The organism is Nocardia crassostreae (genome assembly GCF_001613405.1).
Lineage (GTDB): Bacteria > Actinomycetota > Actinomycetes > Mycobacteriales > Mycobacteriaceae > Nocardia > Nocardia crassostreae.
The window spans coordinates 95,297-110,114 of the sequence record NZ_BDCH01000035.1 but is presented as its reverse complement, the minus strand read 5'-3'; the positions used below and the strand labels follow the sequence as shown (position 1 = coordinate 110,114).

At 66.3% G+C, this 14,818-nt stretch carries 14 protein-coding genes; 6 read left to right on the top strand and 8 right to left on the bottom strand.

Going from position 1 to position 14,818, the window contains the following annotated elements; genetic code table 11:
- Positions 1–25: 25 nt before the first annotated feature.
- Positions 26–889, bottom strand: a complete 864-nt coding sequence (locus NC4_RS32375) for an AraC family transcriptional regulator (RefSeq protein ID WP_067546157.1) — start codon at positions 887–889, stop codon at positions 26–28.
- Positions 890–945: 56 nt separating this feature from the next.
- Between NC4_RS32375 and NC4_RS32370 the strand changes: the two genes are divergently transcribed.
- Positions 946–1,416 (top strand): VOC family protein, encoded by a 471-nt coding sequence (locus NC4_RS32370; RefSeq protein ID WP_067546154.1) that lies wholly within the window; start codon positions 946–948, stop codon positions 1,414–1,416.
- A gap of 39 nt (positions 1,417–1,455) precedes the next feature.
- Here NC4_RS32370 and uvrB read toward each other — a convergent pair whose 3' ends face one another.
- Positions 1,456–3,621 carry an excinuclease ABC subunit UvrB gene (gene uvrB, locus NC4_RS32365; RefSeq protein ID WP_067546151.1) on the bottom strand — a complete coding sequence of 722 codons (2,166 nt, stop codon included), beginning with the start codon at positions 3,619–3,621 and terminating at the stop codon, positions 1,456–1,458.
- Between the two features lie 303 nt (positions 3,622–3,924).
- Between uvrB and NC4_RS32360 the strand changes: the two genes are divergently transcribed.
- A complete protein-coding gene (locus NC4_RS32360; RefSeq protein WP_245722084.1) occupies positions 3,925–4,509 on the top strand; it encodes a DUF402 domain-containing protein in 585 nt (194 codons plus the stop codon).
- Positions 4,510–4,589: 80 nt separating this feature from the next.
- Here the strand turns inward: NC4_RS32360 and NC4_RS32355 are convergent, their stop codons facing one another.
- On the bottom strand, positions 4,590–5,024 hold the full coding sequence (locus NC4_RS32355; RefSeq protein WP_067546148.1) for a hypothetical protein: 435 nt from the start codon (positions 5,022–5,024) through the stop codon (positions 4,590–4,592).
- A gap of 187 nt (positions 5,025–5,211) precedes the next feature.
- Between NC4_RS32355 and NC4_RS32350 the strand changes: the two genes are divergently transcribed.
- Positions 5,212–5,736, top strand: coding sequence for a ribonuclease FAU-1 family protein (locus NC4_RS32350; RefSeq protein WP_067546145.1), 525 nt, complete (start codon positions 5,212–5,214; stop codon positions 5,734–5,736).
- A gap of 99 nt (positions 5,737–5,835) precedes the next feature.
- Here the strand turns inward: NC4_RS32350 and coaE are convergent, their stop codons facing one another.
- Complete coding sequence (coaE, locus tag NC4_RS32345; protein ID WP_067546143.1) at positions 5,836–7,029, bottom strand: dephospho-CoA kinase; 1,194 nt, start codon at positions 7,027–7,029, stop codon at positions 5,836–5,838.
- Positions 7,030–7,318: 289 nt separating this feature from the next.
- Here coaE and NC4_RS40700 point away from each other — a divergent pair, with 289 nt between their 5' ends.
- Both NC4_RS40700 and NC4_RS32340 read left to right on the top strand, forming a co-directional pair.
- Positions 7,319–7,531 carry a hypothetical protein gene (locus NC4_RS40700; RefSeq protein ID WP_157555360.1) on the top strand — a complete coding sequence of 71 codons (213 nt, stop codon included), beginning with the start codon at positions 7,319–7,321 and terminating at the stop codon, positions 7,529–7,531.
- A gap of 156 nt (positions 7,532–7,687) precedes the next feature.
- Entirely contained in the window at positions 7,688–10,006 is a 2,319-nt protein-coding gene (locus tag NC4_RS32340) for an MMPL family transporter (RefSeq protein WP_067546141.1), read from the top strand.
- Here the strand turns inward: NC4_RS32340 and NC4_RS32335 are convergent.
- The 3 genes from NC4_RS32335 to rpsA all read right to left on the bottom strand — a co-directional run bounded on the left by NC4_RS32335 (position 9,949) and on the right by rpsA (position 12,598).
- Complete coding sequence (locus NC4_RS32335) at positions 9,949–10,584, bottom strand: TetR/AcrR family transcriptional regulator (protein ID WP_067546138.1); 636 nt, start codon at positions 10,582–10,584, stop codon at positions 9,949–9,951. The genes NC4_RS32340 and NC4_RS32335 overlap by 58 nt on opposite strands.
- 40 nt (positions 10,585–10,624) lie before the next feature.
- Positions 10,625–10,993, bottom strand: a complete 369-nt coding sequence (locus NC4_RS32330) for a DUF5655 domain-containing protein (RefSeq protein ID WP_067546135.1) — start codon at positions 10,991–10,993, stop codon at positions 10,625–10,627.
- Between the two features lie 138 nt (positions 10,994–11,131).
- Entirely contained in the window at positions 11,132–12,598 is a 1,467-nt protein-coding gene (gene rpsA, locus NC4_RS32325) for a 30S ribosomal protein S1 (RefSeq protein ID WP_067546199.1), read from the bottom strand.
- A 280-nt stretch (positions 12,599–12,878) separates the two neighbouring features.
- Here rpsA and NC4_RS32315 point away from each other — a divergent pair, with 280 nt between their 5' ends.
- Positions 12,879–13,754 (top strand): class I SAM-dependent methyltransferase, encoded by an 876-nt coding sequence (locus NC4_RS32315; RefSeq protein WP_067546129.1) that lies wholly within the window; start codon positions 12,879–12,881, stop codon positions 13,752–13,754.
- Between the two features lie 553 nt (positions 13,755–14,307).
- Here NC4_RS32315 and NC4_RS32310 read toward each other — a convergent pair.
- Positions 14,308–14,763, bottom strand: coding sequence for a hypothetical protein (locus NC4_RS32310; protein ID WP_157555359.1), 456 nt, complete (start codon positions 14,761–14,763; stop codon positions 14,308–14,310).
- Between the last annotated feature and the right edge of the window lie 55 nt (positions 14,764–14,818).

The following is a 14,818-nucleotide window of genomic DNA, read 5'->3' as shown; positions in this document are numbered from 1 at the left end:
GCTAGTTATTCCCGGGGTCCGGATCTCAGGAGATTAGCGAGGTTCGGGCGTATTCCAGCGGGGCCACCCCGATCTCCTCGGCGAACTCGCGGGAGAAGTGGGCCTGGTCGAAGTAGCCGAGTTCGAGGGCGAGGGCCGCCAGGTCGGAGGTACGCCCCTCGGCCAGCAGGTGCGCGCCGTCCTGCAGGCGGTAGCGGCGCAGCACCCACTTCGGGCCCGCGCCGACATAGCGGCGGAACAGTCTTTGCAGGGTGCGAATCGGAATGTCGAACAGTTCGGTGACCTGGTCGACGCGGGTCAGGGCGCGGTTCTCGGCCATGGTGTCGATGATGTGCAGCAGCAGGCGGTAGGACGTGTCGTCGGCGACGGCTCGGTGAGCGGCGGCATCGACGAGGAATTCCTCGACCAGCGCTCGGCGCTCCTCGAGGTCGGCGGCGGCCAGGATCTTGTCGGCCAGGCCCTCCGCCTCCGGCAGGATGTCGGTTAGCGGAACGGATGCGTCGCGCAGGGATCCGACGTCGAGGCCGGTGAACGCGCCGAAGCCCCCGGCGCGGAACTTCACGCCGAAAGTCTCACCCTCCCCGGCCAATTCGCGCACGTACTTCGTGGTCCAGACGCCGGTCACGAACCCGCCGGTACGGTCGTGCGCACGCTCGAAGGTCATGTTCACGGCGGGATACGGCAGCACCTCGGCCAGGTAGGGCGGCATCCCGCGACGATCCCATCGCACCGCCCAATACCACTCGACGTAGCGGCTGACCTGTTCTCCGGCGGCCAGCCGTGCGTGATTGCTCGTCCGGACCTGTTCGCGCGGGCGCAGAATGCCCTTCGCGGTCTCGGGCGGCGGCACTCGGCGCGGGCGGTACAGGTCGTCGTCGAAATCGGTCATGGGCGGTGTCGCTTTCCTCCAAGACCGGCGAGCGGGCGGCGGCAAGACTCGTATCCATGAGCGACGCGGTGCATCCGATCCCCGAGAACTACCACTCCATCTCCTGCTTCCTGGCCGTCCCCGACGGCAACAAGGCCATCGACTTCTATGCCGCGGTGCTCGGCGCGAAAGTCCTGACCCGCAACGATCTTCCCGACGGCCAGCCCGCCCATGCCGAACTCCTCATCGGTGATTCCACCATCCAACTCGGCCTCCCGATGCCCGATATCGGCCTGCGCACGCCCACCGGCGAGTGGGTGCACACCAGCATCGTGCACTACTCCCCCGACACCGACGCCATCATCGCCCGCGCCCGGGAGAACGGCGCGAATGTGGTGGAGGAACCGGCCACCTTCGTCACCGGCGACCGGTTCGGGGCGTTCATCGATCCGTTCGGCCACCGGTGGGTGTGCATGACGCGCGTCGAGGACGTGCCCCGGGAGGAGGCCGAACGACGGGTCAACGAGTGGATGGCCCAGCAAGGCTGAAACCACCCTGCCGGGCGCACTCGCGCCCGGCGGGTCATGTCACTGAATGCCCGCGGCATCCATGCCGCGGAGTTCCTTCTTGAGGTCGGCGATTTCGTCGCGGAGGCGGCCCGCCAGTTCGAATTGCAGTTCCCGGGCGGCATTCATCATTTGGGCGGTCATATCTTTGACCAGGTCCGCCAACTCGGCTCGCGGCATGGACTTGATATCGCGGCCTTCGTACACACCGGCACTGACGGCGCGGCCCGGCTCGCCTTGGGCGCGGCGGCCCCGGGAGGCATTGCGACCGGAGCCGCCCACCTCCACTTCGGTTTCCTCGGCCTCGCGGTAGACCTGATCGAGGATGTCGGCGATCTTCTTGCGCAGCGGCATGGGGTCGATGCCGTTCTCGGTGTTGTACGCGACCTGTTTGGCGCGGCGGCGCTCGGTTTCGTCGATGGCCTGCCGCATGGAGTCGGTGATCTTGTCGGCATACATGTGCACTTCGCCGGAGACATTGCGCGCGGCGCGGCCGATGGTCTGGATCAGCGAGGTGCTACTGCGGAGGAAGCCCTCCTTGTCGGCGTCGAGAATGGCCACCAGGGAGACTTCGGGAAGATCGAGGCCCTCGCGCAGCAGGTTGATGCCGACCAGGACGTCGTACTCACCGAGGCGGAGTTGCCGCAGGAGTTCCACACGGCGGAGGGTGTCGATCTCCGAGTGCAGGTAGCGCACGCGGACACCCAGGCCGAGCAGGTAGTCGGTGAGGTCCTCGGCCATCTTCTTGGTGAGGGTGGTGACGAGGACGCGCTCATCGCGTTCGGTGCGCAGGCGGATCTCGTGGACCAGGTCGTCGATCTGCCCCTTGGTGGGTTTGACCACGACGTGCGGGTCGACCAGACCGGTGGGGCGAATGACCTGTTCGACGAATTCGCCTCCGGTCTGGCCCAATTCGTAGGGGCCGGGGGTGGCGGACAGATAGACCGTCTGACCGATGCGGTCGGCGAACTCCTCCCAGGTGAGCGGCCGGTTGTCGATGGCCGAGGGGAGGCGGAAGCCGTATTCGACGAGATTGCGCTTGCGCGACATATCGCCCTCGTACATGCCGCCAATCTGCGGGACCGTCACATGCGACTCGTCGATGACGAGCAGGAAGCCCTCGGGGAAGTAGTCCAGCAGCGTCGCGGGCGCGGAACCGGCGGGGCGGCCGTCGATATGGCGCGAATAGTTTTCGATACCGGAGCAGAAGCCGACCTGGCGAATCATCTCCAGGTCGTATTGGGTGCGCATGCGAAGCCTTTGCGCCTCGAGCAATTTGCCCTGTTTCTCCAAATCCGCCAGGCGGGTTTCGAGTTCGGCTTCGATATCGCCGACGGCGCGTTCCATTCTGTCCGGACCGGCCACATAATGCGTGGCCGGGAAAATGCGGAGCATGTCCACCTGCCGCACCACATCACCGGTCAGCGGATGCAGATAGTAGAGCGCCTCGATCTCGTCACCGAAGAATTCGATGCGGATCGCCAGCTCCTCATAAGACGGGATGATCTCCACGGTGTCCCCGCGCACCCGGAAGGTGCCGCGGGTGAACGACATGTCGTTGCGGGTGTACTGCACATCGACCAGCAGGCGCAACAGCTTGTCTCGCTCCACCTCCTGCCCGACCTCCAGATTGATGGAGCGATCGAGGTAGGACTGCGGCGTGCCGAGACCGTAGATGCACGACACCGACGCCACCACCACGACATCGCGCCGCGAGAGCAGGCTCGAGGTGGCCGAATGCCGCAGCCGCTCCACATCGTCGTTGATGGAGCTGTCCTTCTCGATATAGGTATCGGTCTGCGCGATATAGGCCTCGGGCTGGTAGTAGTCGTAGTACGAGACGAAGTACTCGACCGCATTGTTGGGCAGCATCTCGCGCAGCTCATTGGCCAGCTGGGCGGCGAGGGTCTTATTGGGGGCCATCACCAGCGTCGGGCGCTGCAACCGCTCGATCAGCCAGGCCGTGGTGGCCGACTTACCGGTACCGGTGGCGCCGAGCAGCACCACATCCCGCTCCCCGGTCGTGATGCGCCGCTGCAGCTCCTCGATGGCGGCGGGCTGGTCGCCCGCGGGCTTGTGCTCGCTGACCACCTGGAACCGGCCGTCGGTCCGTTCAATCTCACCGATGGGCCGGAACTCCGAGTGGGCCAGGGGGAGGTCGTCCGGAATCTCGGTTGCGAAAGCCATGCTCAACAGCCTAGGACGCGGTACCGACAATTTCTCGGACGGACCGCTCAGGGCCCTGTTCCGATCCGACCGACCGGTCCGGTTTATGGCCCGGGCAGCGCCCTCGCGCCACGCCGAATGACGTTGCTCGACGGCCGACCGCACCCCCGCCCCGGGGTATGCCTGAAATATCCGATCGCTCAATGATCTTCGCAAGGGTGCGGATCCGTGTCGACGAAATTGCAGACCGTTCACGCGGGTTTTCGGCCCCGTAGCAGGTGTAACCTAATCAAGCAATCGGACGAGTCCGGAAGAGGCGAGGCGATGACCGGTCTGTTTACGGCACAGCTGAATTCCATCAATGGTGCGGATATGCAACGTTTCAGATCTACCACCCCCGCGGTGGCTCCCCATCGCCCACGGCTCAAGTACTTCAATCTGCCCGAGTTGTCCTGGACCGATCATCGCGGCTTCCTGCACTCGGTCGAGCACATGCACGCCGAGCCCTGGGGCCTCTACGTGGAGCGCAAGGTCGACAATCCGCGCTTCCACTACATCGAGTCCTGGCTGCTACCCGAGCTGACCCTGCGGGTGACGGTGTATCACCTGCGCCCCGGCCACGACCGCAAGCAGACCTACTACCTCGATATCGGCGACTACGGCCCGGTCGAGGGTAAGAAGTGGCGCGCCGAGGGGCACTATCTGCACGTGGTGGCCCGCCCCGGCCAGGTGCCGGAACTGCTCGGCATCGACGAACTGCTGGCCGCCCACGCGGCCGGATACTTCGATACCGCGCACACCCACCGCGCCATCGAACGCGCGGCCGCGGTGGTGGACGGCCTGGCGGGCTGCGGCCACGATGTGGACCGCTGGCTGGCCACCCAGGGCTTCACGCTCAGCTGGCTCTGATCATCCGGAGCGTGAAACAGGACCACCCGGTCCGACTTGCGCACGGACCGGGTGGAGCGAGTCGACTGTCCGCCCTCCGACTAGCCGGACAGGCTCGGAATCAGACCGCCCAGACCGCCGCCGCAGCCCCCGCCGCTGCCGGAACTGCCTGAGCCGCCCTTGGATTCGCTCACCTGCACGGTGATCGAATCACTGATCAGGATCTGCCATGCCTCCAGCTTGTGCGCACCCGCCGTGGTCGGCTTCCACTTGATGGTGACCTTGTTGTCGAGCAGCGACGGCGCGACCGGGCTGCCTGGAATGTCCTTGCCATTGTCGGTGAATTTCACCGTGCTCAACCGGTCGACCTCGACCGAGGCGGTGAGGGTGTAGGAGCAGCCGACCTTGTGATCCTTACTGGATACCTCGAGGTTGCCGACCCAGGCGGCGGCCTGCGGTGCGGTGAGGGTCACGACAGCGCCCAGGGCGGCGAAGGTCAGCAGCCCCGTGCCGGCGCGCAGCTTGTATGCGTTCATGCAGGTACTTCCCTTGTGTTGCGAGGCCCACGCGACTGTGGGTAGCCCGAAACATAGCGGAATGCATGTGTTTCACATTGAGTTTTCGTGAAGATTGCCCGGACGCCTTCCCCAGGTCCGGCAACCGATCCGCGACGCGGGCGCCCCTCCACTGGACGACCACCGTCCGACACGCGATGCTGAGTGCATGACTCAGGCGCCTGCGGTTCACCTGCACCGACCCAAGGTCGAGTACTTCAATGTCGACGAGTACACCAATGTCGACCCGAAGGGCCACGTCCGGCAGGTCGAGCACTATCAGGCGGAGCCGTGGGGTCTGTACATGGCGCGGCCGTCGGATCATCCGGAGTTCCACTACATCGAATCGTGGCTGCTGCCAAGCCTTTCCATTCGCGCCACCGTCTTCCACTTCACCCCGGCCGATCTGCGTGATCAGGACTACTACATCGATATCGGGGAGTTCACGCAGGTCGAGCCCAAGCGCTGGAAGTCGGTGGACCACTACCTGGACCTGGTGGTTCGCACCGGACGCGAAGTGGAGCTGCTCGATGTGGACGAGTTGCTGGCCGCCCACGCCGCGAACTACCTCGATCTGGGAACGGCGCAGCAGGCCATCGAGACCGCGACCGCGACCATTGACGGCATCGCGGCCCACGGCCACAGCTTCGAGAACTGGCTGGCGGCGCAGGGCGTCACCCTCACCTGGCGGTGAACAACTCTCGTAGCTCTCAGGGGCTTCGCCCCTGAAACCCCAACGGCTCCGCCCCGAACCCCCGACGACCGCCTCAGGGGCTCCGCCCCGAACCCCTGACTAATGCGCCAGTCGCGCGAACACCGCGTCGAACCACGGCTCCTTGATCGAGTAGTACGCGTCGGCGGCCGCAGCACCGGTGAGCCCGGCGGCCTTCTCCTCGGCAGCGCGCTTGATGTCCAGGTATTCGGCGCGGGCCGCGGCGTCCTCGCGGAGCAGGTCGCGGAATTCGAGGGCGAAGCGCTGGCCGGGGGTGCCCTCGGCGCGCAGGTGGACATTGGCCAGGCGGCCCGGATCGGCATTGCCGTGCAGGCGTTTCGCCCACAGGGCTGTGTCGGCGCCGCCGGGATCGGCGGGGGTGGGTTTCGGGTTGTCGCCGGTGATGTGGGGCTTGTGCGGAAAACCGGCGTCCGCCAAGCGGTCTCGCAGGGCATCGGCGATGCCCAGGTCGCGGACGGTGATCTGGAGGTCGATGACGTCCTTGGCGGGCAGGCCGGGCACGGCCGTGGATCCGATGTGGTCGATGCGCACGGCGTCCGCGCCGCACACCACCCACAGCCGGGCAATGAGCCGCTGCGCCTGGGCCGCCCATTTGGGATCCGGTTCCACGAGCCGCATTTCGCCCTCGCGGCGGGCGGGGACGCGGGTGCGCAGATTGCGTTCGAACGGAATCAGCCGCTCGTCCCAGAGCGCGTGCACGGCGGCGTCGATATCGCCGTTCGCGCCATTGTTGTCCAGCAGCACGTCACCGGTCGCGCGGCGCTGCTCATCGGTGGCCTGGGCGGCAATGCGGGCGCGGGCGTCGGCCTCGTCGATGCCGCGGAACTCCACCAGGCGGCGCACCCGGGTCTCCTCGTCGGCGAGGACGATGACGACCAGGTTCATGAGCGGGCCCAGCCCGTTCTCCACGAGCAGCGGAATGTCCTGGACCACAATGGCGTCCGCGGGCGCGGCGGCGATAAGCTCGGCGGTGCGCTTGCCGACCAGCGGATGGGTAATGCCATTGAGGGTCGCGCGGGCCTCGTCGCTGGCGAAGGCCTTCGCCGCCAAGGCCGGACGATCCAGGCTGCCGTCGGCGGCGAGAATATCCGCGCCGAATGCGGCGACCAGGGCCGCCAGACCCTCGGTTCCGGGCGCGACCACCTCGCGAGCAATCACATCGCTGTCCACCAGCACCGCACCGCGCTCGGCGAAAATGCGCGCCACGGTGGATTTGCCCGCTCCCATGCCTCCGGTGAGACCGATTCGCAACATTCGATCAGTCTCGCACCTGCCCGATCGGCCCGCATCAGCGCCCCTCACCTGCCGAAAAGCCGGATTACCCAGTCGCGCTCGCAATTTCACAATCCCTCGCGGAGTTTTCTCATTCCGTGATATTTGCGAGACCATTCCGCAACTTTTTCGGCAATTACCGACCGCTTGTCGGCAACATTCCGACACGCCGGGGCGAATGTCGCGCAAAATACGGTGTCGCACACTTTTGTTCGGCTAAGGTTCGCCGCAGGCGATCCTAGGCCGCTAGCACGCAAGAGAAGGAACACCATTGGGCACCAGAAACATCCAGACGGGTCGCCACCGTCTGGGACTGCCGGGCACGATGCACTGCATCGAGATCCCCGCGGTCTCGACAGCGCTCGCCGAGCACCGTCGTACGTGGCTCTCCCGACTGCTCATCCCCGCCCGGCACAGCTTCGCGGCCATGCGAAAACGCTCCGCGGTGGCGGCGGCCCAGTGGGTTCCGGCGACAGTCGGCTGACTTCCTTCGCGCCATTCGACCCAGTTCCCATCGGACTGGGTCTTTGTTGTGTCCGCCTCAGATTCCTGACAGTCACTTGCAGGTACGGCTCGTAACACCTTACGCTGGCCGCAATACCTGATAGTCACTTTCAGGTGCTTACTCGCGGAGGGGATCATGGCGCAGCCTGTCGCACTCGACCGGCCGGATCCGGCCCGGCACGCCGACCGGTTCGGCTTCGTCGGCCGGTGGGCCCTGCTCATGGCCCGCCGTCGGCGCCTGGTGATGGGCGTGTGGCTGCTGCTCGTCGTGATCTGCGCGGCCGCCTATCCGGCGCTGCACGAACGGCTCGGCGCACCCGACTACAGCGTGCCGGATTCGGAGTCCCGCGCGGTCGAATGGCTTGCGGCGGAACATTTCTCGCAACTCGGCGCGGAGCAGGACCTGCTGGTCTTCCATTCCGACCGGTACACCGTCGACGCGCCCGAATTCCGGGCCATCCTCGACGACGCGCTCACCACTGCCCGTGCCACCGCCGGTGTGGCCGGTGCGATCGGACCGTTCGACGGGAATGCGCAACGACAGATCTCGGCGGACCGGCACACCGCCTTCGGCATTGTCGGACTCGACGGCAGCATGTCCGAGCGCGTGGACGTCGCCGCCCGGCTGCAATCGGCGCTGCCCGCCGACACCGAATCCGGGGTGCGAGCCATGCTCACCGGGTACGCCCCGATCGAGGGCGAGCTCATGCGCACCGAGACCGCCGATATGCAGCGCGCCGAGAGCCTCGGCCTGCCGGTCGCGGCCCTGGTGCTGGTGCTCGCGCTCGGCGCGGCCGTCGCCGCGACCATTCCCATCGCCGTCACCGCCGCGGGCATCGCACTGGCCGTGGGGGTGCTGTTCGGGCTGACCAGCCTGCTGACCTTCGATTCCCTGGTGTTGTCGGTGGCGACCATGATCGGCACCGGCACCGCCATCGACTACGCCATGTTCATCGTGAGCCGGTTCAACGAGGAGCTCTCACGGCGTGGAGTGCGAGATCGGCGGGCGCGCAAGGATATCCATGCCGCGGTCGGGGCGGCCATGGATACCACCGGGCGCACCATCCTGGCTTCCGGTCTGATCGTGATGATCTCACTGTGCTCGCTGGTGGTGGTCGGCCTGCCCATGCTCAACGGCGTCGCCATCGGCGTGGTGACCGCGGTGGTGGCCACACTCTCCGCGGCCTTCACGCTGCTGCCCGCCGTCCTGGCCGAGCTGGGCCCCGCGATCAACCGCGGTGCGCTGCCCGCCAAGCTGCGCCCGGCAGAGCACGATCCCGGCCGAGAGCGTGCCGCGCCGACCGGCGGAGTTCCGGCGCGGACGGTCGAGCCGACCACGGTATCCAGCGCGTGGACGCGGTGGGCGCGCACCGTGATGGGGCGGCCGGTGCTGTTCGGGGCGATCGGCGTCGCGGTGCTGGCGGTGGCGGCCGCGCCCATCGCAGGCATCCGCTACGGCATCGATATGGGCCTGGGTTCGATGAGCGATCGCCCCGCCGGGCAGGCGACGCGCTTGGTGCAGGACAATTTCGGGCCGGGGCTGCTCTCGCCCATTCAGGTGGTCGCCACCGGGACCGATGATTCGGCCATGTCCGGCAATGGATTCGCGGATATGAACCGGTTCGTCGCGGAGCTGAATCGCGATCCGCGCATCGACGCGGTGCTGCCGCAGCAGGCCGACGGCCGAATGCTGGCCCTGGTCGTACCGAAGGAGTCCTTCGACTCCACCGCCGTAGCCGAGTTGACCGCCGATATTCGCTCCAGTGCAGGCGCATTCGATTCCGCCGAGATCTTGGTCGGCGGTGTTCCGGCGGCCTTCGCCGATGTCTCCGATCTGATCACCAGCCGCTTTCCCTGGGTGATCGCACTGGTGCTGTCGGTCTCGCTGGCGTTCCTCATCTTCGCCTTCCGCAGTATCGTGCTGGCGGTCAAGGCGATCCTGTTGAATCTGCTGGCCACCGGTGCGGCACTGGGCATTACGGTCGCGGTGTTCCAGTACGGCTTCGGCGAATCCGTGCTCGGCTTCCACAGCGCCGGATTCCTCCAGGTGTATCTGCCCATGCTGGTGTTCGCCGTGCTCTTCGGATTGTCCATGGACTACGAGGTTTTCCTGGTCCGGCGGATGAAGGAGGCGTGGGATCTGCATCCGGACAATGCGGCCGCCGTGGCCGAGGGGTTGCAGCGCACCGCGCGGCCGATCACCGCGGCGGCGGCCATCATGGTGGCGGTGTTCGCGGCCTTCGTGACCGCGGATGTGCTGGAGCTGAAGCAGATCGGGTTCGCCTTGGTGGTCGCCGTGGCCATCGACGCGGTGATCGTGCGGCTGATTCTGGTACCGGCGTTCATGCAGCTGTTCGGCCGCTGGAACTGGTGGATGCCGAGCATCCGCCGCCCGGCTCAGGGCGCGAAGATCGCCTCCAGCGCCGAGGCCACCGACTCCAGCGCCTCGATGTAGACCTCGGTCAGGCGGCGCTCGAATCCTGTTCCCGCCCAGTGGTTCAGCGCCGCCACGCACCCCCAGATCGCGGTGGCCGCCGCCAGCCGGATCTTCAGATCATTGGCGTCGCGCCCGCTGCGCTCGGCGAACAGCAGCCGGAACTGCTCTTCCAGATCCCGCATCTGGCGGGACTGCCGGTCGCGCACCTCCGGAATGGTCAGCACATGCTGCATGCGCAGACGGGTGCGCCGCTCCATCTCGTCGGTAATGATCGATTCGGTCAGCACCGGAATGAGCAGCCGCGCGATGGCCAGCAACTCGGTGAATTCGAGGGTCTCTCCCCCACCGGCCATCCGCAGCACCTCGAGCACCTGCGGATCGGCCTCGTCGTAGAGGACGAGCATTTCCTTGGTCCCGAAATACCGGTAGATCGAACTGGCCGACACCCCCGCCGCGGCAGCCACCTTCTCCACCGTCACATCGCGATACCCGTGCTCGTCGAACAACTCCAGCGCGACCCGCTGGATCCGGCTCATCGCCTCGACCTTGCGCTGCTCCCACACCGACGCGGGAGTCTCCACCGTGGACTGGGACATATCAGCTCCGACAATACCCGCCGCACCCGCTCACCCAGGCTCACCCGGCCTCGTCGTACGCCTCGGTCACCCACCCCAGCACCTGCCCGTCGATTTCCCCCACCGCCCGCAACTCGATGTGATGCATCCACGTGCTCTTCGCCGGATGCGCCACCTCCTTGAACCGCGCCGACCGCACCTCGTACGGCAGCGCGATCGAAAGCACCACCAGGACATCCGACTTCACATACCGCCCCGGCACCCACAGATACGCGAACCCCCGCCGCCGCCGAAAAGCGATCTGACTCTTGGATATCCGCATCTCCGCAGGCCCGACCTCATCAACCATCTCGGCCACCGCACCCCCGATCGCCGCCCCATCGGCCGATCCGGTGAAGAACTCGTCGAGCGTCCGCGCGACCTCGCCCATACGCCTCACGCTACGCGCGAGCCCCCACTGTCAACGATCCCGCCCCGCGTTCCCGCCCTCCACCAACGCAAATCCCCCCGGGCCCGTCAGGACCCGGGGGGATTTCGCTTATCGAGCTACTGCGTCAGCAGAAGCGAATCAGGCGTTGCCCGACAGCTTCTCGCGGAGCGCGGCCAGCTGGGCGTCGCTCGCCAGCGAGCCACCGGCGGGCTCGGAGGACGAGGACGAAGCGGCCTGGGCGCCCGACTCGGAGGAGTAGTTCGAGGGTCCGCCATTGGCGGCCTCGGCGGCGGCGTCAGCAGCCATCTTCTCCATCTGAGCGGTGTGCATCTTGTGGCGACGCTCGGCCTCGGCGTACCGGGACTCCCACTCCTCACGCTGCTTCTCGAAGCCCTCGAGCCATTCGTTGGTCTCTGGATCGAAGCCCTCGGGGAAGATGTAGTTGCCCTGATCGTCGTAGCTGTCGGCCATGCCGTACTTGGACGGATCGAACTCGGCGTTGTAGTCCTCGTTCGCCTGCTTCAGCGACAGCGAGATCCGGCGACGCTCCAGGTCGATGTCGATGACCTTGACCATCGCGTCGTCGCCGACGGCCACAACCTGGTCCGGGACCTCCACGTGGCGCTCGGCCAGCTCGGAGATGTGCACCAGGCCCTCGATACCCTCCTCGACGCGGACGAACGCGCCGAACGGAACGAGCTTGGTGACCTTGCCCGGCACGATCTGGCCGATGGCGTGGGTGCGGGCGAACTGACGCCACGGATCTTCCTGGGTCGCCTTGAGCGACAGGGAGACACGCTCGCGGTTCAGGTCGACGTCGAGAACCTCGACGGTGACCTCGTTGCCGACCTCGACAACCTCGGACGGGTGATCGATGTGCTTCCAAGACAGCTCGGAGACGTGCACCAGGCCGTCGACGCCACCCAGGTCCACGAAGGCACCGAAGTTGACGATGGAGGACACGACGCCCTTGCGGACCTGGCCCTTCTGCAGCTGGTGCAGGAACTCGTTGCGCACCTCGGACTGGGTCTGCTCCAGCCAGGCGCGACGGGACAGAACCACGTTGTTGCGGTTCTTGTCGAGCTCGATGATCTTGGCCTCGATCTCCTTGCCGACGTACGGCTGCAGATCGCGGACGCGACGCATCTCCACCAGCGAAGCCGGGAGGAAGCCGCGCAGGCCGATGTCCAGGATCAGGCCGCCCTTGACAACCTCGATGACGGTGCCCTTGACGGCCTCGTCACGCTCCTTGAGCTCCTCGATCGTGCCCCAAGCCCGCTCGTACTGAGCACGCTTCTTCGACAGGATCAGGCGGCCTTCCTTGTCCTCCTTGGTGAGAACCAGGGCCTCGACCTCATCGCCCACGGAAACGACCTCGGCCGGGTCGACATCGTGCTTGATGGAAAGTTCGCGAGAGGGGATGACGCCTTCGGTCTTGTAACCGATGTCGAGAAGGACCTCGTCACGATCGACCTTGACGATGGTTCCTTCGACGATGTCGCCGTCGTTGAAGTACTTGATGGTCTTGTCGATAGCGGCGAGGAAGTCCTCGGCAGAGCCGATATCGTTGACGGCTACCTGCGGCGAGGTGACGGTGGTGGGCATGTGTTGGGAGGCTCCGGACGGATTGTGGTCGGTAGTGGACATGTGGGCTTTCGGTATTGCTGCGAACTCACAGCGATGGAACTAACGTTGGCCATGCAACAGCACATCGCTGCGACGGAGCACAACGCTGCACAAAGCATGCGGGACTCACAGCACGATTGTCTGCTCTACTCGGGTCTCGAGATCCGAATACAGAAGACACTCGCGGAAAACAGCGTACGCGACGTGTGTTGTACCAAGCAAACACGGGTGGTGCTCCGCAAGTCTATAGGGTGAGCCCATGGCCGAAGATCACCCCATCACCCCCGACGAAGCCCGGCACGCCGAGGCGAACGCACTGTTGGGGACGGTGGGAGTGGGCCGCGCCAAGGTCGATTCGGAGACCAGTCAGCGCGCCAGCCGCCGCTGGTGGGATGCCGACGCCGCCGCCTACCACGAGACCCACGCCGACTTCCTCGGCGTCGACTCCCCCGATGGCGAGTTCATCTGGTGTCCGGAGGGCCTGCACGAGGGCGATTGGCGCCTGCTCGGCGATATCACCGGCAAACGCATCCTGGAGATCGGCTGCGGTTCGGCGCCCTGCTCCCGCTGGCTCGCCGCTCACGGCGCCCACCCCGTCGGCCTCGACCTCTCCCGGCAGATGCTCGAGCGCGGCCTGGCCGCCATGACCTCCGGCGGCCCCCACGTCCCGCTGGTCCAAGCGGGCGCCGAGGCCCTCCCCTTCGCCGACTCCTCCTTCGACCTGGCCTGCTCCGCCTTCGGCGCCGTCCCCTTCGTCGCCGACTCCGCCCAGGTCATGCGCGAGGTAGCCCGCGTCCTCCGCCCTGGCGGCCGCTGGGTCTTCTCCGTCAACCACCCCATGCGCTGGATCTTCCCCGACGATCCGGGCCCCGAGGGCCTGCGCGCCACCATCCCTTATTTCGACCGCACCCCCTATGTAGAACTGGACGGCGAGGGCGAACCTACCTACGTCGAACACCACCGCACCATCGGCGACCGCGTCCGCGAGATCGTCGCCGCAGGCCTCACCCTGGTCGACATCATCGAACCCGACTGGCCGGAGTGGCTCGACCGCGAATGGGGCCAATGGAGCCCCCTCCGCGGCGAAATCTTCCCCGGCACCGCCATTTTCGTTACCGAGAAACCGGGCCGGTAGGGAGCTGGCGATCCAGCCCCACATGGATGTACCATCAAGTCGCGAGGTCCCGGTGGGGCCAAGTATGAGAGTTCGTGACGCGTCCGGACGGTCGTCTCACGGGCTCTTCGCCTATCTGGACCACAATCACCTCCGCGACCAGAGATTGTGTTCTGCGCCGCCAGTCGCCTCCCGCCCCGAAACACCACCCGACGGCATCCGGTACCCACCTCCTTCTTGAAATGGAGCTCACGAGCACCCGGTAGCAGCAGTCCCGCCAACCCACGCCGGGACGGTGCGAGCTGCGCTGGTTCCACGAACGCCGCGCACAACAGGTACTTGCCTTGTCTTGCTGATTCGTCGACGAACACGTGGACGGTCACCGGAGCATTGTGAGCTGCTAGCAGGGGTTTTCCGGCCAACTTCGGGAAACCAGAGACACCGTCCCCGCCCCGGTAAACCATCGGGAAAGCCGTCCTCACCGAATGTCAAGCCCGAACCCGCAACACCTCTTCGTTCCGCCGAGTTTTCGCGGTGGCGCGCAAGCCCTGACAGTCGCGCTGTAGTTGTTCGCCTATCCGAGCGCGCCCCTGTTCCGCATGGCCTGGCAGTACCACCACAACGCGGCGGTCAGGACCAGCACGCCGCTATCGAAGAGGCCGAGGCGGGCGCCGAGGATCGACCAGCGGTCCATGAAGCCGAAACTCACGGCCTGGAGGCACAACTGGGAGATGGTCGCCGTCGCGGCGGCGGGGAGTGCCCGGCGGGATCGGAACAGGAGCAGGGCGGCGGTCGCCAGCCCCGCGGCGATGTTGATGGTCCAGAACGCCAGGGGTACCGGCGGATAGTCGGTGAAGTAGGCGATCTGGTCGGGGCCGTAGCCCTGGCGGGCGAAGTAGTCGGCGTCGTGCGTGTGGGTTTCGATGTAGTCGTAGGCGCCGATCGCGTTGAGCAGCAGGAAGAAGACGCCGATCGGCCAGAGGTGCCAGGGCGCCGCGGTGCGGACAGGACGGGCGTTCGCTGATTCCATCGGATTCCGTTCCACCGGTGCACAGATGACGGGGATCGGGGCCGGGACTGTGTCC